The sequence below is a fragment of the Mycolicibacter minnesotensis genome, from assembly GCF_010731755.1.
Taxonomy (GTDB): Bacteria; Actinomycetota; Actinomycetes; order Mycobacteriales; family Mycobacteriaceae; genus Mycobacterium; species Mycobacterium minnesotense.
Window position 1 is genome coordinate 2580486 of sequence record NZ_AP022589.1, and the last position, 19534, is coordinate 2600019.

Genomic DNA, 19534 nt, shown 5'->3' on the forward strand with positions numbered 1-19534 from the left:
GTCCATGCCGCACGTTATTACCCAGGCGTGTTGTAACGACGCGTCGTGTGTGTTCGCCTGCCCGGTCAACTGCATTCACCCGACACCGGACGAGCCTGACTTCGCCACCTCGGAGATGCTCTATATCGATCCCGACGCGTGTGTGGACTGCGGCGCTTGCGTGCGGGCCTGCCCGGTCGACGCGATCGTCCCGCACACCAAGGTGGTCACCGAACAGTTGCCGTTCCTGGATATCAACCGTTCGTTCTATCCGGAGCGCCCGCAAGGGGTGAAGCTTCCGCCGACTTCCAAGCTGGCGCCTGTCCTGCCTGCCGCAGAGCTGCACCAACGTGGCAAGTACCCGCTGACGGTCGCGATCGTCGGTTCCGGCCCGGCGGCCATGTACGCCGCCGATGAGCTGCTGACCCAGCAGGGCGTGTTGGTGAACATGTTCGAGAAGTTGCCCACCCCTTATGGTTTGGTGCGTGCCGGCGTCGCTCCGGATCACCAGCGCACCAAGCTGGCCACCCGGCTGTTCGACGAGATCTCCTGGCGTCGGGGTTTCCAGTTCTTCCTCAATGTCGAGGTCGGCCGGCATGTGAGCCACGCAGACCTGCTGCAGCACCACCATGCCGTGCTCTATGCCTCGGGTGCGCTACACGACCGGCGGCTCGAGATCGAGGGAATGGGTCTGGCCGGAACCGGCACCGCCACCGAGATCGTCGGCTGGTACAACGGGCATCCTGAGTTCACTGGCCTGCCAGTCGATCTCAGCCATGAGCGGGTAGTGATCGTGGGCAACGGCAACGTGGCCCTCGACGTGGCTCGCATCCTCACCTCCGACCCGGACCGGCTGGTCCATACCGATATCGCCGACTACGCGCTGGCGGCCTTGCGTGACTCGGCCGTGTCCGAAGTGGTGATCGTCGCCCGCCGCGGCCCGGCGTCCTCGGCGTTCACGCTGCCCGAACTGGTGGGGCTCACCCAGACCGCTGAGGTGGTGCTCGACGCGCACGACCATGCTCGGGTGCGCGAAGACCTGGCGACAGTGCAGGACAACCTGACCCGGCAGAAGCTGGAGATCCTGACCAAGTTGGGTGACGCCTCTGCACCGATCACCCGGCCACGGATCCGATTGGCCTACGAACTGACCCCCGGGCGAGTTCTCGGGCAGCAGCGTTGCACCGCTGTCGAATTCACGGTCATGGGGACAGATCAAGTGCAGCGAATCGACGCCGGAATGGTGTTGTCCTCGATCGGCTACCACGGAACGCCGATCGCCGACCTGCCGTTCGACGACAACGCCGGGGTCGTCCCGAACAAGGGCGGACGTGTCATCGACCCGCAGACCGGGCAGCGCGTACCAGGGGCCTACGTCTCGGGCTGGATCAAGCGCGGCACCAACGGCTTCATCGGCTCCAACAAGTCGGACTCCCTCAAGACGATTCAGACTCTGGCCGCCGACTACAACGCGGGCCTGTTGACGGAGCCCATCGCCGGGCCGCGGGCGGTCGCCCGGATGGTGCACGCGCAGCAGCCCGACGTGATCGACGCCGCGGGGTGGAAGATCATCGACAAGGCCGAAATTGCGCGCGGTGCGGCGCAGGACCGGCCGCGGGTGAAGTTCACTCGGGTGGCCGACATGCTCGACGAGGTCAAGGACCACTCGGACCTGCCGTTGCTGCAGAACATGCTGGGCGCACTGCGCCGCAGCTGAACCACCTACACGGAGATCGCCGAGCGTGTACTCAGGCCGAGAATTCGCTCAGAAATTGGCTCTGATGACACGTTCGGCGCGGTCGCCTTCGGGTCAGGCGTTGGCGATCCGCTCCCAGCCCGCCACGGCCGCTGCGCTGCGCGGTCCCGGCCCGACATAGATCGCCGACGGGCGTACCAACTTGCCCAGTCGCTTCTGCTCCATGATGTGGGCGCACCAGCCCGCGGTGCGGCCGCAGGTGAACATCGCCGGCATCATCGCCGGGGGTACCTCGGCGAAGTCCAGGATCACCGCTGCCCAGAACTCGACATTGGTCTCGATCGCGCGGTCCGGGCGACGTTCCCGCAGCTCGGCCAGTGCGGCCTGTTCCAGCGCTGCTGCCACCTCGAACCGGGGAGCGTCCAATCGCTGAGCGGTGGCCCGCAGCACCCGGGCGCGCGGGTCCTCGGCGCGGTACACCCGGTGGCCGAAGCCCATCAGCTTCTCGCGCCGGTCCAGAATTCCCTTGACCACCGCGCGCGCATCACCGGTGCGTTCCGCCTCGGCGATCATCGGGATCACCCGGGCCGGGGCGCCGCCGTGCAGCGGGCCGCTCATAGCGCCGATCGCGCCGGACAGCGCCGCGCCGACGTCGGCACCGGTGGAGGCGATCACGCGGGCGGTGAAGGTGGAGGCGTTCATTCCGTGCTCGGCCGCCGACACCCAGTAGGCGTCGATGGCCTCGGTGTGGCGCGGGTCGGGCTCACCGCGCCAGCGGGTCATGAACCGCTCGGTGGTGGTGGCGCACTCGTCGATGCTCCGCTGAGATACCGCCGGTTGCTGTCCACGGGCCGACTGGGCGACAAAAGACAGCACCATCACCGACGCGCGGGCCAGCTGGTCACGGGCGGTGGCGTCGTCGGTGTCCAACAACGGCTCAAATCCCCACTGCGGAGCCAGCATTGCCACCCCTGCCTGGGCGTCGACCCGCACATCGCCGGTACGTACCGGCAGCTCCAGTGCCTCGGCGGGCGCCAGCGGACGGTCGAAGTCGCCGTCGACCAGCAGGGCCCAGACGTCGCCGAAGCCGACCTTGCCGGCCAGGTCCTCGATGTCGACGCCGCGGTAGCGCAAGGCACCGCCGTCCTTGTCCGGTTCGGCGATCTCGGTGGTGAAGGCCACCGTGCCTTCCAAGCCGGCGACGAAGTTCTCCGGTACCGCAGCAGTCATAACGGAGATTGTTTCACCCCGGCGCCCCATCCTTACTACCGGCCGGTAACACGGGCCGCAGTGTGCTGGGGCGTAGCGTTATGCGGTGCACAGGACGGGCCCCGACAACGAGCATTTGGCGGCGATGCGAGTGGAGTACCAGGAGAAGGACAACAGCGGCGACCTCGACGCGGACTGGCTCGAGGCGGGCTGGGAGGTTTTGCTGCGCAACTGGATCGGCGACGCCGCGCGCGCCGGGATCGCCGAACCCAACGCCATGGTGCTGGCGACGGTCGACGCCGGACGTCCGGTCAGCCGCTCGGTGCTGTGCAAGAACCTCGACGAATACGGTGTGACGTTCTTCACCGACTCCGACTCCGCCAAGGCGGCCGAGCTGGCCGCGACTCCGTACGCGTCGGCGACCTTTCCCTGGTATCAGCTGGGCCGCCAAGTCCACATCCGCGGGCCGGTCACCCAGCTCGATGAATCGGTCAGTGCGCAGTATTGGGAGCACCGACCCCGGGCATCGCAATTGGGCTTCTGTGCCTCACAGCAGTCGCAGCCGATTGCGTCGCGGTCGGCCCTGTTGGCGCAGTTGGATGCCGTGACGGCCCGATTCGCCGAAGCCGAGTCGATCCCCGCGCCGGCGAACTGGCGAGGGTATCGGATCGCCCCGGAAGTGGTGGAGTTCTGGCAGGGCCGGGAAGGCCGGTTGCACAACCGGATTCGCGTGACCGGCGGGCGGGTGGAGCGTTTGCAGCCGTGACGGCGGTGCTGCGCGCATGAGAGTTTTCGCCGACACCACTCCGCTGCGCAGCCCCGATTTCCGGCGACTCTGGGTTGCCGGAATTCCGACCGTCATCGGGGCGAACCTGACTATCTTCGCGGTTCCGGTGCAGATCTACGCGCTGACCAGGAGTTCGGCATACGTCGGGCTGGCAGGACTGTTCGCACTGGTGCCGCTGGTGGTATTCGGCCTGCTCGGCGGTGCCTGGGCCGATGCGATGGATCGACGCAAGCTGCTGATCATCGCCTCGGGCGGGCTGGCGGTGGCGTCGCTGCTGTTGTGGATCCAGGCGGCGGCCGGCCTGCAGAATGTGTGGATCGTCCTGAGCCTGCTGGCCTTGCAGCAGGGTTTCTACGCGGTCAATGCCCCGACCAGATCGGCGGCGATTCCCCGGCTGGTGGCCGCCGGTGACCTGCCGGCCGCCAACGCGCTGAACATGACCGTCATGCAGTTCGGAGCGATCGTCGGGCCGCTGCTTGCCGGGCTGTTGCTCGGCTGGGTCGACTTGTCCACGCTGTATCTGATCGACGCGGTGACGTGTCTGGTGCCGATCTGGGCGACGTTCCGACTGTCTCCCATGCCGCCCAGTGAATCGGCCGGCCCATCGCGCTTCGGAATCGCCGCCGTTCTCGACGGTTTCCGCTACCTGGCCGGCAACACTGTGGTGCTGATGTCTTTCGTGGTGGACCTGATTGCGATGGTCCTGGGCATGCCGCGCGCCCTGTTCCCGCAGATCGCCACCACCGACTTCGGCGGGCCGGTCGAGGGTGGCACCACCATCGCCCTGTTGGCTGCGGCCATGTCGGCGGGCGCGGTGCTCGGCGGGGTGTTTTCGGGTTGGCTGCCGCGGATCTCGCGTCAGGGCTTGGCCATTGTGCTGGCCATCGCGATCTGGGGCGTGGCCATGGTCGGGTTCGGGTACGCGGTGTCGCGTGGGGGCGGGCACGCCGGTCCGGCGCTGTGGGCGGCCCTGGTGATGTTGGCGTTCGGTGGCGCCGCAGACATGGTGTCGGCGGCGTTCCGCTCGACGATCCTGCAGCAGGTGGCCTCCGATGAGATCCGCGGCCGACTGCAGGGCGTCTTCATCGTGGTCGTCGCCGGCGGCCCGCGACTTGCCGATGCCGTGCACGGTGCTGCCGGGGCCGTGGTGGGGACCGCCGCCGCGGCTGCCGGCGGCGGGGTACTGGTGGTGGTGGGCGTGCTGCTGGCAGCGCTGGCTGCGCCCGCATTCCTGCGCTATCGGCGGCCCGTGGAGGTCCGGCGACCTCCGCCGGCGGATCACCGATAGGCCCCGGGCGGGCGCGTCCGCCTTGAACCGACTACCTTTTCCTATACACGCCCAATCCGGTCAGCCGAATAGCGCAAAGGGGTTCCTCGTGGCCGCAACCGACGAAACCGCCAGTCTCCGGTATCCGGGCGGCGAGCTAGACCTGCCCATCGTGCACGCGACCGAGGGGTCTGACGCCCTGGCCATCGGTTCGTTGCTCGCCAAGACCGGCTACACCACGTTCGACAACGGCTACGCCAACACCTCGCCGGTCAAGAGCGCCATCACCTACATCGACGGGGACGCCGGCATCCTGCGCTACCGCGGCTACCCGATCGAGCAGCTGGCGGAGAAGTCGACCTTCATCGAGGTCAGCTACCTGCTGATCTACGGCGAACTGCCCACCACCGATCAGCTGGCGGAGTTCACCCGGCGCATCCAGCGGCACACCATGCTGCACGAGGACTTGAAGCGGTTCTTCGACGGCTTCCCCCGCAACGCCCACCCGATGCCGGTGCTCTCGAGTGTGGTCAACGCCTTGAGCGCCTACTACCAGGACTCGCTGGACCCCTCGGACAACGACCAGGTCGAGCTGTCGACCATTCGGTTGCTGGGCAAGCTGCCCACCATCGCGGCGTACGCCTACAAGAAGTCGTCCGGTCAGCCGTTCCTGTACCCGGACAACTCGCTGAGTCTGGTCGAGAACTTCCTGCGGATGACCTTCGGTCTGCCTGCCGAGCCCTACGAGGTCGACCCCGAGGTGGTCCGGGCCCTGGACATGCTGTTCATCCTGCACGCTGACCACGAGCAGAACTGCTCGACGTCGACCGTGCGCTTGGTGGGTTCCTCACGGGCCAACCTGTTCACCTCGATCTCCGGCGGCATCAATGCGCTGTGGGGCCCACTGCACGGTGGTGCCAACCAGGCGGTGCTGGAGATGCTCGAGCAGATCCGCGACCAGCAGGGCGGCAACGTCACCGACTTCGTGCGCAAGGTCAAGAACCGCGAAGACGGCGTCAAGCTGATGGGCTTCGGCCACCGGGTCTACAAGAACTACGACCCGCGGGCCCGCATCGTCAAGGAGCAGGCCGACAAGATCCTCGGCAAGCTCGGCGGCGACGACGAGCTGCTCAACATCGCCAAGGACCTCGAAGAGGCCGCGCTGACCGACGATTACTTCGTGGAGCGCAAGCTCTACCCGAACGTCGACTTCTACACCGGACTCATCTACCGGGCGATCGGCTTCCCGGCCCAGATGTTCACCGTGCTGTTCGCACTGGGCCGGCTGCCAGGCTGGATCGCGCACTGGCGTGAGATGCACGACGAGGGCGACAGCAAGATCGGCCGGCCCCGTCAGGTCTACACCGGTTACACCGAGCGCGACTACGTCGGCATCGGCGGCCGGTAACCGCGATGACGAACTCAGGCAAGCCGCAGATCACCGTTCCCACCGGCCCCGCTCCCGCAGAGCTGGTGATCGAGGACATCGTCGTCGGGGAAGGCGCCGCTGCCGCTCCCGGTGCGCTGGTCAACGTGCACTACCTCGGTGTCGACTACGACACCGGCGCGGAGTTCGACAGCTCGTGGAACCGTGGCGAGTCGCTGGAGTTTCCGCTCGACGGGCTGATCGCCGGTTGGCAGGACGGCATCCCCGGCATGAAGGTGGGCGGTCGACGTCAGCTGGTGATCCCGCCGGAGCTGGCCTACGGACCCGCCGGAACCGGGCACCAGCTCGCGGGCAAGACCCTGGTCTTCGTGATCGATCTGCTCGGCACTCGCTGAGTGCGGGCCCGACTGATCGGGGCAGTGCTGGGAACAGCGCTGCTGGTGACGATCGGTTACGGCATTGTCGAACGCGCGCATCGACCCGCCCCGCCGCCGCCCTTGGGCGCCCCGGGGCCGGTCTCGGTGATCCGGGAAGGCAACGAGGTCACGCTGACCGGTGGCGTGGCAGATCCGCTGGCCAGACGAGTACTGCTGGACGCGGTGCTGGGCTCGAGCGACGACGTCACGGTGGTCGACAGGCTCGGGCTGGCACCTGGCGCGGTGACAGTCGACTTCACTGACGCGGCGCCGGTGTTCGAGGCCGCCGCGGGAATCGCCGATTTCCGACTTGATGCCGACGGCGACACGGTGACCCTCGGCGGTACCGCGGGCAAGGCCGCCCAGGCGGAGGCCGTGCAGGCCGCGGCCGAGGCCACCTGGGCGCGGGCGCACATCGTCAACGAGCTCGTGATCGAGCGGTAGCGGGGGGAAGTCCACCAAAATCGACTAATTGCCCGCATTAACATCTGGATGCTCCTACACTCGCGATGTCTCTGGACTCGCGGGTGTTTCGGTCTTCAAGGAGGATCCATGCCAGGCTCAGAAAATCGCACCGTGACTGGCTGGCGAAAGGTTTCGCGGTTTTACCGCAGGCCACCCGGCGCCGGATGGCTGCTGGCCTTGGCCACCATTCCTTTGCTACTGGCCCTGATCGGCTACGGTTTGCCCGGCGGTGGCAAGCTCGATGTCAGTGCTCCGGACGTCAGCGCCCCGTCGGTGTCGGCGCCGAGCGTGAAACTGCCGGCGCTGGCGTTCGCCCCCTTGTCGATTCTGCGAAACGGCAACGTCGTGACTCTCAACGGCGACGTGCCCGACATCGCGGCCCGAACCGGACTGCTCGACATGCTCAAAGGCGTGTTCGGCGGTGGCGTTTCGCTGATCGACAATCTCGTCATCAAGCCCGGTGTCCCCAGGCCCGATCTCTCCGGCCTGGGGTCGGTGTTCAAGGCCGCGGTCTCCCTGCCGGACTTCAAATTCAAGATCGCCGACGACACCGTCACCTTGATGGGAACCGCGGCCTCCAACGCGATCAAGGCCGCGATCGAGTCCGCCGCTAAGGTGGCGTGGCCAAACCTCAAGCTGCTCAACAACATCGAGGTTTCCACGGACAAGGGTCAGGCCCCGGGTCCAAGCGGGACGCCGGCGCCCGGTTCGACTCCCACCCCGGCTCCGGCCCCCACTCCAAGTTCGACTCCGTCGCCGACCCCGGTGCCGTCAGCCACGGCACCGGCCCCCGCTCCGGCGCCGAGCCCGGCCGGTGACTGCGCCAACCTGCAGGCGGAGATCACCGCGGTGATGAGCGCTCCGGTCAGATTCGTCACCAACGGCTACACCCTGACGGCCGGCACCAAGGCGCAACTGGCCAAGGTGGCGGAGAAGGTGAAGGGGTGCCACAGCGCCCACCTCGCGGTCAACGGCTACACCGACAACACCGGCAACGACGGCATCAATGTGCCGCTGAGTGCGGCTCGGGCCAAGTCGGTGGCCGACTTCCTGGTGTCACACGGCGTACCCGCCGGAAGCGTCACCTCCAAGGGATTCGGATCGGCCGACCCGGTCGCCAGCAACGCGACACCAGATGGCCGCGCGCAAAACCGTCGCGTCGCGATCACCGTGAGCTAAGGAGGATCTGCAATGGATTTCGTCATGCACTGGCTGTGGTACCTGTTGGCCTTCGCGGTGGGCTCGGCGGTCGCCTGGCTGCTCACCCTGGTGTCGATTCGCCGCACCAGCAAGGAAGAGGCCATCGCGGCACTTCCCGGGTCGCGCGAGAGAGGATCCCACTGATGCACGGCACCAATTGCTGGTTGATGGGCCTGTCGTTCCTCTTGGGTCTGTTGTTGACCTTCGCCTTCACGATTCGGCGGGTCAATCGCGAGATGCCGGTCTCGGCGTCGTGGGGCGCCGCCGGTGCTGCCGGCGCCGCGGCGAGCGCACATACGACACCGATCCCGGCGCCCGGCACCGCCACCGGATCAGGATCGACCGCGAAACTCGCCGGTGGAACGCTGCCATCGGAGGCCGCGACCACCCAGATGGCAGTCGGCGGCGCACCCTACGGCGTGGGTTCGGCACGCGCGGGAGCCGGTGGCGTCGGCCCGACCGGCTGGACGATCAAGGGCAACGAGGACTCGATGCTCTACCACACCACCGACAGTCCCTGGTACGGCCAGACGATCGCTGAGGTGTGGTTCGCCGAGGAAAGCGCTGCGCAGGCCGCCGGGTTCACTCGCTGGGACCAGGGCCGGGCCAAGGGCGGTACCGCGAACCTGGTCGGGGGAGTCGAGGAGGTGCCGCCGGGTCCCTACGGTCCCGGGTCGACCAAGGCCGGACCCGGTGGCAGCGGTCCGGTGGGGTGGACGGTCAAAGGCAACGAAGACTCGATGCTCTACCACGCTCCGGCCAGCCCCGCCTACGACGCGACCATCGCCGAGGTGTGGTTCAAAGACGAACAGACCGCTGCGGCGGCCGGTTTCGCGCGATGGGACAGCTGGCGCAAGAAGAAGTGACGCGTCGAGCGGATCCCTCAGTGCGGGGGCGGCAGCTGCAGCAATAGACGCACCCCACCCAGCGGGCTGTCCTCCAAAGTCGCTGTGCCGCCGTGCAACCCGGCTTGCTGAGCCACCAGTGCCAGCCCGAGCCCGGAACCAGAGTGCGAGGCGGTGGATCCACGGGAGAACCGCTCGAAAACGATACGGCGCTCTTCCTCGGGAATCCCGCCGCCGTTGTCGTCGACGGCGATCTCCACGCCGTCTCGTGACGTGACCGCGGACAACTGCACCTGCGTGGCCCCGCCGTGCTTGACGGCGTTGGCGATCGCGTTGTCCACCGCCAGCCGCAGGCCCGCGGGCAGCCCGACGATGATGCAGGTCGGCGACGGAACCAGCGAGACAGTGAGGTCGGGGAAGACCCGCATCGCATCGTGGGCCGCCCGGTCGAGCAGATCGGTGATGTCGACCGGCACATGATCGTCGGAAGTGGACAGTTCGCCCTGCGCCAGTCGTTCCAGAGCCGACAGGGTCGCCTCGATCCGGGTCTGGGTGCGCACCATGTCGCTCAGAACTTCCTTGCGCCCCTCGTCGGGCAGGTCCAAGGTGGTCAGCACCTCGAGGTTGGTACGCATCGCGGTGAGCGGGGTACGTAGCTCATGGGAGGAGACCGCGGCGAAGTCCCGCGCAGACGCCAGTGCCTCCTGGGTGCGGTCGCGCTCCTTCCAGATCCGCTGCAGCATTCCGCGCATGGCTTCGGCGATCTCCACGGCTTCGGTGGCACCGCGTACCTCGATCTCCGGACGTTCGTCTCCGGCGTCGATCGAGCGGGCCTGTTGCGCGAGCCGCCGCAGCGGCCGTACCGCGAATGCCGTCAGTAGCCAGCCCAGCAGCGCGGCCGCACCGATCGCGGCCGTGCAGAGCAGAAGCACCCTGCGATGCAGGTTGTTGGTGTCGGCGAGGGTGGCCTCATAGGTGGCGCCCACCGCCAGCGAACGTGGCCCCGGACCTGGGATGCCGACGGTCCGCACCCGGTAGAGCACGCCGTTGATCTCGGTGTCGGCATAACCGGGCTCCAGCTCCGGCAGCACCACGGTGGAGTTCGACGTCACCTGGTTGGCGCGCCGCAGCGTGATCACCGCGTCGGTGGGGCCGGCCGACCGGGGCAGTTCACCCAGGCCGATCAGCGGGACCGTGAGACCTGCCGCCTCGTCGAGACGGCGGTCCAACCAGTACTTGCGGTCGTTGGTGATGCCCACCCAGACGATGGCACCGATGATCACCGTCACGATCGCGGTCCCGATCGCGGTGGCCAGCATCACCCTGGTCCGCAGCGACGGCGTCCGGGCGAAGATGCGCCGCAGCAGCTTCATCACGTTCATGGTGGGCCTCACTGTGTTCGCAGGACGAAACCGACCCCGCGCACGGTGTGGAGCAGCCGCGGCGCGCCGCCGGCCTCCAGCTTGCGTCGCAGGTAGCCGATGAACACGTCGACGACGTTGGTGTCGGCGGCGAAGTCGTAACCCCAGACCAGCTCGAGGAGCTGCGCGCGGGACAACACCGCGGTCTTGTGCTCGGCGAGCACGGCCAGCAGGTCGAACTCACGCTTGGTCAGGTCCACGTCGACACCCTTGACCCGGGCGCGGCGCCCCGGGATGTCGACCTCCAGTGGACCTACCGTGATGGTCTCTGAAGAAGTACTGGCCGCCGACCCGCGCCGTCGCAGCATGGCCCGCACCCTGGCCACCAGCTCGGCCAGCACGAATGGCTTGACCAGGTAGTCGTCTGCTCCGGCCTCCAACCCGGCAACCCGGTCATCGACTGAGCTGCGCGCCGACAGTACGCAGACCGGCACGTCGTCGCCCATCGCACGCAGCGCCGTCACCACGCTCACACCGTCGAGCACCGGCATGTTGATGTCGAGCACGATGGCGTCGGGCCGGGACTCCTTGGCGCTGCGCAACGCCTCGGCACCGTCGGCCGCCGTCGCGACCTCGAAGCCGGACAGTCGCAGTCCGCGTTCCAGGGAGGCGAGTACGTCGGCGTCGTCGTCGACCACCAGTACCCGGGGCGATGCTGCTGCGTTGTCCATGGCGCCATTTTGCCTGAACGTGGGCACCAAGCGCGGGATACACCGCGGGTCGGCGCCATCGATCTCGCGGCGATCGCAAGCGCGACGAAGTCGGGCGCCGCGGGTCGGCGCCATCGATCTAGGGTCGACTGCGTGAAATCGGCTTCCGCGCTGCGCAGCCTGCTGCCTTACTTGCGCCCCTATCGGGCGCGGTGGATCACGATGGTGACCGTCGCCGTGCTCAGCCTGGGGGTCACCGTGGTGATCCCGCTGATGACCAAGGCCGTCATCGACGGTCCGGTGGCGCACCGTGATCAGCCCGGCCTGTGGGTCTTGGGCATGGCGGCCACCGCGCTCGGTGTCGTGGAGGCGGTCCTGTGGTTTGTGCGGCGCTGGCTGATCGCCCACGGCACCATGGGCGTGGAAGCCGATATCCGCAAAGACCTCTACGCCCGGCTTCAGCTGCTGCCGATGACGTTCCACGGCCGCTGGCAGTCCGGCCAGCTGTTGTCGCGGATCATGAACGACCTGGCCGCCGTCCGGCGCTTCTTGTCCTTTGTGGCGGTGTTTCTGGTGCTCAACGCCCTGCAGATCATCACGGTCTCGACCATCCTGGTAGTGCTCTACTGGCCGCTCGGCGTGGTGGTGTGCCTGTCGCTGGTCCCGGTCATGCTGGCCGTGCAGCATTTTCAGCGCCAGTACACCCTGCTGTCGCGGCGGGCGCAGGACCAGGCCGGCCAGGTGGCCACACAGGTAGAGGAATCCGCTGCGGGCCTGCGCACCGTCAAGGCGTTCGGTCGTGAAGACCATGTGTTCGCTCGCTTCGACCATCAGGCCAAGACCCTGCATGACCTCGGTGTCGACAAGGTAGTGGTGTCGTCAAAGTTCTGGACGCTGCTGGAGGTGATCCCGAATTTCACCTTGATCCTGGTGGTGGCGGGCGGGGCGTACGCCGCGGGACATCACCTGGTCACGCTGGGCACCTTGGTCGCCTTCGTCACCTTGATGCTGTCGCTGATCTGGCCGCTGTCGGCGCTGGGCTTCCTGCTGTCGGCCACCCAAGAAGCGATGACCGCCGCCGACCGGATCACCGAGATCTTCCACGCCCCCGTCGAGATCACCGACGGCGAGGATCCGTCGCCGCCGTCGGGCCGGTTGGAGCTGCGTGACGTCGGGTTCCGTTTCGCCACTGCCGGGGTGGACGCCCCGTGGGTGTTGCGCGGCGTCAATCTGACCATCGAGGCTGGTGAGACGGTCGCCTTGGTGGGCGCCACCGGATCCGGGAAGTCTGTGCTGGCGATGCTTTTGTCGCGGCTCTACGACGTCAGTGCGGGCCAGATCATGATCGGCGGGCGCGACATCCGTTCGTTGACGTTGCCGGCATTGCGTTCGGCGGTCATCACCGCCTTCGACGACCCCACCCTGTTCTCGATGTCGGTGGCCGAGAACCTGCGGCTGGGTCGGCCCGATGCCGACGACATGGATCTGGCGCGCGCCCTGGACGTCGCGTCAGCGAACTTCGTCTACGAGCTACCCGAGGGGCTGGAGACTCGGATCGGCGAACAGGGCATGAGCCTTTCGGGTGGACAGCGGCAACGGCTTTCGCTGGCCCGGGCACTGGTAGCCGCGCCGACGATCCTGGTTCTCGATGACACCCTGTCGGCGTTGGACGTGCACACCGAGGCGGCGGTCACTGCGGCGCTGCGGCGGGTGTTGCGGGACGCAGCCGCACCCATTACCGCGCTGGTGGTGGCCAACCGGGCCTCCACGGTGGCGTTGGCCGATCGGGTGGCGCTGATCGAGGACGGCACCATCACCGCGGTCGGCACGCATGCCGAGCTGCTGGCCGGGGTGCCGCGGTACCGCAACCTCCTGGCCGCCGACGACGAGCTCGACGACGGTGCCGAGCACCTCGTCGAGTGGGTGCGACGGTGACGGCGCAGCCGGGCCGGGCCGCGGCGCGGGCCCTGTTGTGGTCATTGCTGCGTCCCTATCGTGGCGCGGTAGGGCTGCTGGCGGTGGTGGTCATCGCCGAGAACGCTGCCCGGCTGGCGGTGCCGCTACTGGCGCAGCGCGGTATCGACCGGGGCATCCCGCCGATCGCCGCGGACGGCTCCGTCCACCAGCTGGGCGTCATCGTGGTCGCACTGGTGGTCGTCGTGCTCACGCAGTCGGGCACCCGAATGCTGTTTCTGCAGTGGTCGGGCAGGATCGGGCAGCGGGTGCTGCTGGAGTTGCGGCGACGGGTGTTCCGGCATTTTCAGCGGCTCGACGTCCAGTTTCACGAGCGCTACACCTCGGGCCGGGTGGTCAGCAGGTTGACCAATGACGTTGACGCCATTCAAGAGATGCTGCTGTCCGGATTCGATGGGCTGGTCGGTTCGGCGCTGACCATGGCCGGCACCGCGGTGCTGTTGGTCGTGCTGGACTGGCGACTGGGGCTGATGTGCTTGACCGCTTTCCCGGCCCTGGTCATCCTGCTGCGGTGGTTCCAGGCCGAGTCGGCCAAGACCTACACCGCGGTCCGTGAGCATGCGGCACAGGTGATCGTGCAGTTCACCGAGACCATGACCGGAATCAAGGCTGTACAGGCCTATCGCCGGGAAGCCCGCAATCAGCAGATCTTTGCCCGCGTCGCCGACCGCTACCGCGTGGTCAATGAGAAGGCCTTCAAGCTGGTCGCGATCTTCAGCCCCGGGGTGAAATTGGTCGGCAACCTCACCACCGGTGTGGTGCTGCTGTACGGGGGATGGCGAGTCCTGCACGGGCACATGACTATCGGGACGTTCACCGCATTCCTGCTCTACCTGCGGATGTTTTTCGATCCGATGCAGGACATCAGCCAGTTTCTCAACATGTTCTCCTCGGCCAGCTCGGCGTTGGAGAAATTGGCCGGAGTACTGGCCGAAACGCCGGCCGTCACTGACCCGCCCGCCTCGGAGCCCTCGCTCCAGGCTGACGTGCGCGGTGAGATCGCTTTGTGTGACGTGCATTTCGGCTATCGAGGCGGCCAATCGGTGCTGCCCGGGCTGTCCGTGAACATCCCAGCCGGCCAGACCGTGGCGCTGGTGGGCAGCACCGGCGCAGGCAAGTCCACCATCGCCAAACTGATAGCCCGGTTCTACGACCCGGTGTCAGGAGCGGTCACTCTCGACGGCGTCGACCTACGTGCGCTCACCCAGACTGTTTTGCGTCAGCACGTGGTGATGGTCACGCAGGAGAACTTCCTGTTCAGCGGGACGGTGGCCGACAACATCCGGTTCGGCCGGCCCAGTGCGACCGACGCCGAGGTGGTTGCCGCTGCCACCCAGGTGGGCGCCGACGCATTCATCACCGCCCTGCCGGACGGCTACGACACCGACGTCGCCAAGCGCGGCGGGCGGCTCTCGGCCGGGCAACGCCAGCTGATCGCGTTCGCACGTGCGTTCCTCGCAGACCCGGCCGTGCTGATCCTCGACGAGGCGACATCCTCGTTGGACATTCCGGGTGAGCGGATGGTGCAGAAGGCGTTGCGCAGCGTGCTGGCCCAGCGGACCGCACTGGTGATCGCCCACCGGCTCTCGACGGTTGAGATCGCCGACCGGGTTCTGGTGATCGAAGACGGGCGGATCGTCGAAGACGGGCCGCCGGCCGACCTGATCCGGGCTGAGGGGCACTACGCGGCGCTGCACGACGCCTGGCTGCGTTCGCTGGCCTAGACCGGTCCAACGCGGGCCCGCGGAGTTAAATCCAGGCGAATTTTAATCAACGACGTGCGGAAATCGGCAGGTCGACTGCAAAGATCCTGCAAACAAAGGTTTCTGGGACCTCACTGTGCACTTAGGCTTTGCCGCGTGATCGTCTCATCGAACGTTAAGCCAGCCGGATCCGGCGCGGCCGCCCAGGCAGCGGCGTGATCGGCTCACAGGGTTTGGCGTTGGCCTCGGCCACCAGCTTCGGGATCAGCGACTTCGTCGGTGGTGTCGCGTCCCGGCGTGTCGCGGCCTTGCGGGTGGTCTTGGTGTCGACCCCGGTCTCAATGGTGATGTTGGGTGGGCTGGCCCTGATCGGTGGCGGACGGATCACGACCGGCGCGGTGATCCTGGGCATGCTCGGTGGGCTCAGCCAGGCGCTGGGCATCTGGTGGTTCTACGCGGCCATGGCTGCGGGCCCGATCTCGGTGGTGTCGCCGCTGGCCGCCGTGGTCGATGCCAGCGTGCCGGTCTGCGTCGGTCGGTTCCTGGGGGAGCGGCCCGGACTGCTCGCCAGTGCCGGCATCGCGGTGGCACTGGGCGCGGTGGTGCTGATCAGTTGGCACGCAGGCGAAGACGGCATCAAGCGGCCGGGCCTCAACCGTCGCGTGATCTGGCTGACCGTCGCTTCGGGGATGGCGCTGGGGCTGAACTTCGTCTTCTTGGATCGCACTCCCTCGGACGCCGGGCTGTGGCCGCTGCTGTTCGCGCGCGCGGCCGCCACCGTCTTGGTGGTCGTCGTCGCGGCCGCCAGCCGCAATCTTCGGGCCCCCACGGGCACGCCGCTGCGGCTCGCGTTCCTGATCGCCCTGCTGGACACCGCCGCCAACGTCACCATGCTGTTCGCCTTGCAGCTCTCGCTGCTGTCGTTGGCCAGCGTGCTGATCTCGCTGTACCCGGCGGCCACGGTGTTCTTGGCGGTGGCCGTGCTGCGGGAGCGGGTACGTCCTCGCCAGGTGGCGGGGATGGTGCTGGCGGCCGTCGCGGTCGCCATGATCACCGGGTAGCAGCTCGGGTCTGTAACGACCGCCGAAACCGACGTTTTGCAGGCCGCTACCCGCACTTTCACTGCAAAACGTCGGGCTCGGCGAGATTGGGCAACCCGATTCGGCGATAGCGCTGCAACCGGGCCGCCATCCGTTGCTCCGCCGGGACGCCGCGCAGCCCATGCAGCTCGACGGCGATCGCCTGCGCCATGCGCTTGGTGAAGTCGATCGGTTCTTCGGCCGCATCCGGATGCTCGCCGACGATCACGTCCACGATGCCGTCGGCCCGCAGATCGGCCGAGCGAATACCCTGCGCGGCCGAGAGCTCCGCGGCGTGCCCGGTGTCGCGGAACACGATGGCGCTGGCACCCTCGGGCGGCAGCGGTGCCAGCCAACCGTGCAGTGCGGCCAGCACTCGATCCGCCGGCACCATGGCCAACGCCGGACCACCACTGCCCTGACCGAGCAGCACCGACACCGTCGGCACCTCGAGCGTGACCAGCTCGGCCAGACAAGCCGCGATCTGGGATGCCAGTCCGCCCTGCTCGGCCTCCACCGACAGCGCCGGGCCGGGTGTGTCGATGATCAGCACCAGCGGCAGTCGCAGTCCCGCCGCCAGCGCCATGCCGCGACGTGCGTCGCGCAGCGCCACCGGGTCGGTCAGGCGATCTGCCCCGCGAAGCTGCCCCAACACCACGGCGGGCTGACCGCCGAACCGGGCCAACGCCAGCACGATGGTGGCACCGCGATCGGTGCTGCCGGTGCCGGACAGGAAGACCCGTTCGGTGGCGCCGTGGCGCAGCAGAAATCCCGCGCCCGGTCGATCGGGGCGCCGCGACGCGCACACCGAGTCCCATGCCGGCACGTCGGGAATGAGCTCGGCGGGCGGTGCCGCAGGTGCAGAGCCGGGGTCGTCGAGCATCACCTTCAGCGCCCGCGCGCAGGTGCGGCGCAGCCACTTCAGCGGGATGACCCCGTCGATCACCCCGTAGGCCTGCAGGTTCTCGGCGGTCTGGACGCCCGGCGGGAACGGGGCACCGTAGAGCTGTTCGTAGACCCGCGGCCCCAGGAACCCCACCAGCGCCCCGGGTTCGGCCAGCGTGACGTGCCCCAGCGACCCCCAGGAGGCGAACACCCCGCCGGTGGTGGGATGGCGCAGATACACCAGGTAGGGCAGGTGCGCCCGCTTGTGCAGCTCGACCGCGGCGGCGATCTTGACCATCTGCAGGAACGCGACGGTGCCCTCCTGCATCCGGGTGCCGCCCGAACTCGGCGATGCCAGCAGCGGCAGTCGTTCGGCGGTGGCCCGCTGGATCGCGGCGGTGATCCGCTCGGCGGCCGCCACCCCGATCGAGCCCGCGAGGAAGTCGAAGTCACTGGCGATCACCGCGACCCTGCGGCCATTGATCCGGCCTTCGCCGGTGAGGACGGCCTCGTCGCGGCCGCTGGCAGCCCGGGCGGCGGCCAGCTCGGCGGCATATTCGTCACTGACCGGCACGGTCAGCGGCGCGGTGTCCCAACTGAGGAACGAGCCGCGATCCAGCATGGCTTCGCGCAGTTCATCGGCCCCGGTCCGCTCACAGATCGAGGCTAATAGGCTGGGATCTCATGATCGGTGTTACCCGCGATGAAGCAGTCACGACCATCGAGCTGCAGCGCCCCGAGCGCCGCAACGCGTTGAACTCCCAGCTCGTCACCGAGTTGCGGGAGGCGGTCTTGGACGCCGCCACCCATGACGTCCGCGCGATCGTGCTGACCGGGCAGGGCACGGTGTTCTGCGCCGGCGCGGACCTGTCGGGTGACGCGTTCGCCGCCGACTACCCCGACAAGCTGGTCGCCCTGCACCAGAGCATCGCCGACGTCCCGGTGCCGGTGATCGGCGCCATCAACGGGGCCGCGATCGGCGCCGGCCTGCAATTGGCGATGGTCTGCGATCTGCGGGTGGTGGCCCCCGAGGCCTTCTTCCAGTTCCCGGTGGCTAAGTACGGTCTGGCGCTGGACAACTGGAGCATCCGGCGACTGACCTCACTGGTCGGTTATGGGCGGGCCCGGGCGATGATGCTGACCGCGGAGAAGCTGCCGGCCGATGAGGCACTGCTAACCGGTATGGCCAACCGGCTGGGCACCGTCGCCGACGCGCAGGCCTGGGCGCACGAGATCGCCGGGCTGGCGCCGCTGGCACTGCAGCACGCCAAGCGGGTGCTCAACGACGATGGCGCCTTCGAGGAACAGCAGCCGGTGCACAAGGAGCTGTTCGACAAGGCCTGGAGTTCCCAAGACGTCATCGAGGCCCAGGTGGCGCGCGTGGAGAAGCGACCGCCGAAGTTCCAGGGAGCCTAAACGCGACGGAGCCCGCGGGCCGCCACCCTAGACTCGTGGTCATGCTGCGTGGAGCACTTCGGCTGGGTACGGCCACCGCCTCACTGGTCGCCGGCGGCTGGACGCTGCGCGCACTGCGTGGCACCCCCGCCGCCTTGGGTGCGGCACCCGGCGCCATCGACGCGGTGGCGGCCCGATCGGGCAACTACCGCGACGGGATCTTCCACAACCTCGAACGCGCCGCGGCGGTCAACATGGACCGTGAACAACAGCGGCTGATGCTGCGGGAGCTGTTCGCCGACCGCGGGGCGCGGCGGCCCCCGGAACCGATCCCGCTGGACGTACCCGATTTCAGCGCCGACCCCGATCCGCTGGCGATCGTCTGGCTGGGGCATGCCACGGCCCTGGTCGAGATCGACGGCTACCGCGTTCTGACCGACCCCGTCTGGAGCGAACGCTGCTCGCCGTCGGACGCCGTTGGTCCCCGGCGGCTGCACCCCCCGCCGGTGGGGTTGTCGGCGCTGCCCGCACTGGACGCGATCGTGGTGAGCCACGACCACTACGACCACCTCGACATCGACACCGTCACCGCACTGGCCCGCAGTCAGCGGGCACCGTTCGTCGTCCCGCTGGGAGTCGGCGCACACCTGCGAGAGTGGGGCGTTCCGGCTGACCGCGTGATCGAACTCGACTGGGATGAGCACACCGCGCTGGGCGATCTCACCGTGACCTGCACCCCCGCCCGGCACTTCTCCGGACGTTTCCTCACCCGCAATCAGACCCTGTGGGCGTCCTGGGTGATCGCCGGGCCCACCCACCGGGTCTACTTCGGCGGCGACAGCGGCTACACGGGCAGCTTCGCTGCGATCGGCGCCGACCATGGCCCGTTCGACGTAACGCTGTTGCCGATCGGGGCCTACAACACCGCCTGGCCGGACGTCCACATGAACCCCGAAGAGGCGGTCCGGGCGCACCTCGACGTGAACGCATCGCCGTCGGGACTGTTGGTGCCCATTCACTGGGGCACGTTCCGGCTGGCGCCGCACCGCTGGGCCGAGCCGGTGGAGCGGTTACTGACCGCCGCGGAAGCTGCCGGGGTGACGGTGGCGGTGCCCAGGCCCGGTGGCCGGGTGCAGCCCGGCGTCGCCGCGACTTCGGCGTGGTGGAGGCCGTAGC

At 68.1% G+C, this 19534-nt stretch carries 18 protein-coding genes; 14 read left to right on the plus strand and 4 right to left on the minus strand.

What is annotated here, in order from left to right; translation table 11 throughout:
• Positions 1-4: 4 nt before the first annotated feature.
• The gene (locus G6N09_RS12000; protein ID WP_083026823.1) at positions 5-1696 is read left to right on the plus strand and encodes an FAD-dependent oxidoreductase; all 1692 of its coding nucleotides are present in this window, start codon (positions 5-7) and stop codon (positions 1694-1696) included.
• Positions 1697-1789: 93 nt separating this feature from the next.
• On the opposite strand, the gene G6N09_RS12005 is transcribed toward G6N09_RS12000, so the two are convergent.
• Positions 1790-2905 carry a citrate synthase 2 gene (locus G6N09_RS12005; RefSeq protein WP_083026824.1) on the minus strand — a complete coding sequence of 372 codons (1116 nt, stop codon included), beginning with the start codon at positions 2903-2905 and terminating at the stop codon, positions 1790-1792.
• A 124-nt stretch (positions 2906-3029) separates the two neighbouring features.
• Here G6N09_RS12005 and pdxH point away from each other — a divergent pair, with 124 nt between their 5' ends.
• The 8 genes from pdxH (at position 3030) to arfC (ending at position 9272) form a co-directional block, all read left to right on the plus strand.
• Entirely contained in the window at positions 3030-3650 is a 621-nt protein-coding gene (gene pdxH / locus G6N09_RS12010) for a pyridoxamine 5'-phosphate oxidase (RefSeq protein ID WP_083026825.1), read from the plus strand.
• 16 nt (positions 3651-3666) lie between these two features.
• Positions 3667-4959: an MFS transporter gene (locus G6N09_RS12015; RefSeq protein ID WP_083026826.1), complete on the plus strand. Its 1293-nt coding sequence runs from the start codon at positions 3667-3669 to the stop codon at positions 4957-4959.
• 88 nt (positions 4960-5047) lie between these two features.
• Entirely contained in the window at positions 5048-6346 is a 1299-nt protein-coding gene (locus G6N09_RS12020) for a citrate synthase (protein WP_083026827.1), read from the plus strand.
• 5 nt (positions 6347-6351) lie between these two features.
• Positions 6352-6720, plus strand: coding sequence for an FKBP-type peptidyl-prolyl cis-trans isomerase (locus G6N09_RS12025; protein WP_083026828.1), 369 nt, complete (start codon positions 6352-6354; stop codon positions 6718-6720).
• Positions 6721-7185, plus strand: coding sequence for a channel-forming protein ArfA/OmpATb (gene arfA, locus G6N09_RS12030; protein WP_083026829.1), 465 nt, complete (start codon positions 6721-6723; stop codon positions 7183-7185). It begins immediately after the preceding gene.
• Positions 7186-7293: 108 nt separating this feature from the next.
• Complete coding sequence (arfA, locus tag G6N09_RS12035; protein WP_234807057.1) at positions 7294-8385, plus strand: channel-forming protein ArfA/OmpATb; 1092 nt, start codon at positions 7294-7296, stop codon at positions 8383-8385.
• A gap of 12 nt (positions 8386-8397) precedes the next feature.
• Complete coding sequence (gene arfB / locus G6N09_RS19515) at positions 8398-8550, plus strand: channel accessory protein ArfB (RefSeq protein ID WP_165756600.1); 153 nt, start codon at positions 8398-8400, stop codon at positions 8548-8550.
• Complete coding sequence (gene arfC, locus G6N09_RS20060) at positions 8550-9272, plus strand: channel accessory protein ArfC, sunset domain variant (RefSeq protein ID WP_234807058.1); 723 nt, start codon at positions 8550-8552, stop codon at positions 9270-9272. The genes arfB and arfC overlap by 1 nt, the downstream gene beginning before the upstream one ends.
• Positions 9273-9289: 17 nt before the next feature.
• Here the strand turns inward: arfC and G6N09_RS12050 are convergent, their stop codons facing one another.
• On the minus strand, positions 9290-10624 hold the full coding sequence (locus G6N09_RS12050; RefSeq protein WP_083026891.1) for a HAMP domain-containing sensor histidine kinase: 1335 nt from the start codon (positions 10622-10624) through the stop codon (positions 9290-9292).
• A gap of 17 nt (positions 10625-10641) precedes the next feature.
• Positions 10642-11343, minus strand: a complete 702-nt coding sequence (locus G6N09_RS12055; protein WP_046188127.1) for a response regulator transcription factor — start codon at positions 11341-11343, stop codon at positions 10642-10644.
• Between the two features lie 201 nt (positions 11344-11544).
• On the opposite strand from G6N09_RS12055, the gene G6N09_RS12060 reads away from it, so the two are divergent.
• From G6N09_RS12060 to G6N09_RS12070, 3 genes are all read left to right on the plus strand, one after another.
• On the plus strand, positions 11545-13257 hold the full coding sequence (locus tag G6N09_RS12060) for an ABC transporter ATP-binding protein (protein ID WP_083026892.1): 1713 nt from the start codon (positions 11545-11547) through the stop codon (positions 13255-13257).
• On the plus strand, positions 13254-15020 hold the full coding sequence (locus tag G6N09_RS12065; protein WP_234807059.1) for an ABC transporter ATP-binding protein: 1767 nt from the start codon (positions 13254-13256) through the stop codon (positions 15018-15020). The genes G6N09_RS12060 and G6N09_RS12065 overlap by 4 nt, the downstream gene beginning before the upstream one ends.
• Positions 15021-15214: 194 nt before the next feature.
• The gene (locus G6N09_RS12070; protein ID WP_083026831.1) at positions 15215-16060 is read left to right on the plus strand and encodes an EamA family transporter; all 846 of its coding nucleotides are present in this window, start codon (positions 15215-15217) and stop codon (positions 16058-16060) included.
• 58 nt (positions 16061-16118) lie between these two features.
• Here the strand turns inward: G6N09_RS12070 and G6N09_RS12075 are convergent, their stop codons facing one another.
• Positions 16119-17585, minus strand: coding sequence for an acetyl-coenzyme A carboxylase carboxyl transferase subunits beta/alpha (locus G6N09_RS12075; protein WP_083026832.1), 1467 nt, complete (start codon positions 17583-17585; stop codon positions 16119-16121).
• 62 nt (positions 17586-17647) lie between these two features.
• Between G6N09_RS12075 and G6N09_RS12080 the strand changes: the two genes are divergently transcribed.
• Positions 17648-18379 (plus strand): enoyl-CoA hydratase, encoded by a 732-nt coding sequence (locus G6N09_RS12080; RefSeq protein WP_083026833.1) that lies wholly within the window; start codon positions 17648-17650, stop codon positions 18377-18379.
• Positions 18380-18420: 41 nt separating this feature from the next.
• Positions 18421-19533 carry an MBL fold metallo-hydrolase gene (locus G6N09_RS12085; protein WP_083026893.1) on the plus strand — a complete coding sequence of 371 codons (1113 nt, stop codon included), beginning with the start codon at positions 18421-18423 and terminating at the stop codon, positions 19531-19533.
• Position 19534 lies beyond the last annotated feature (1 nt).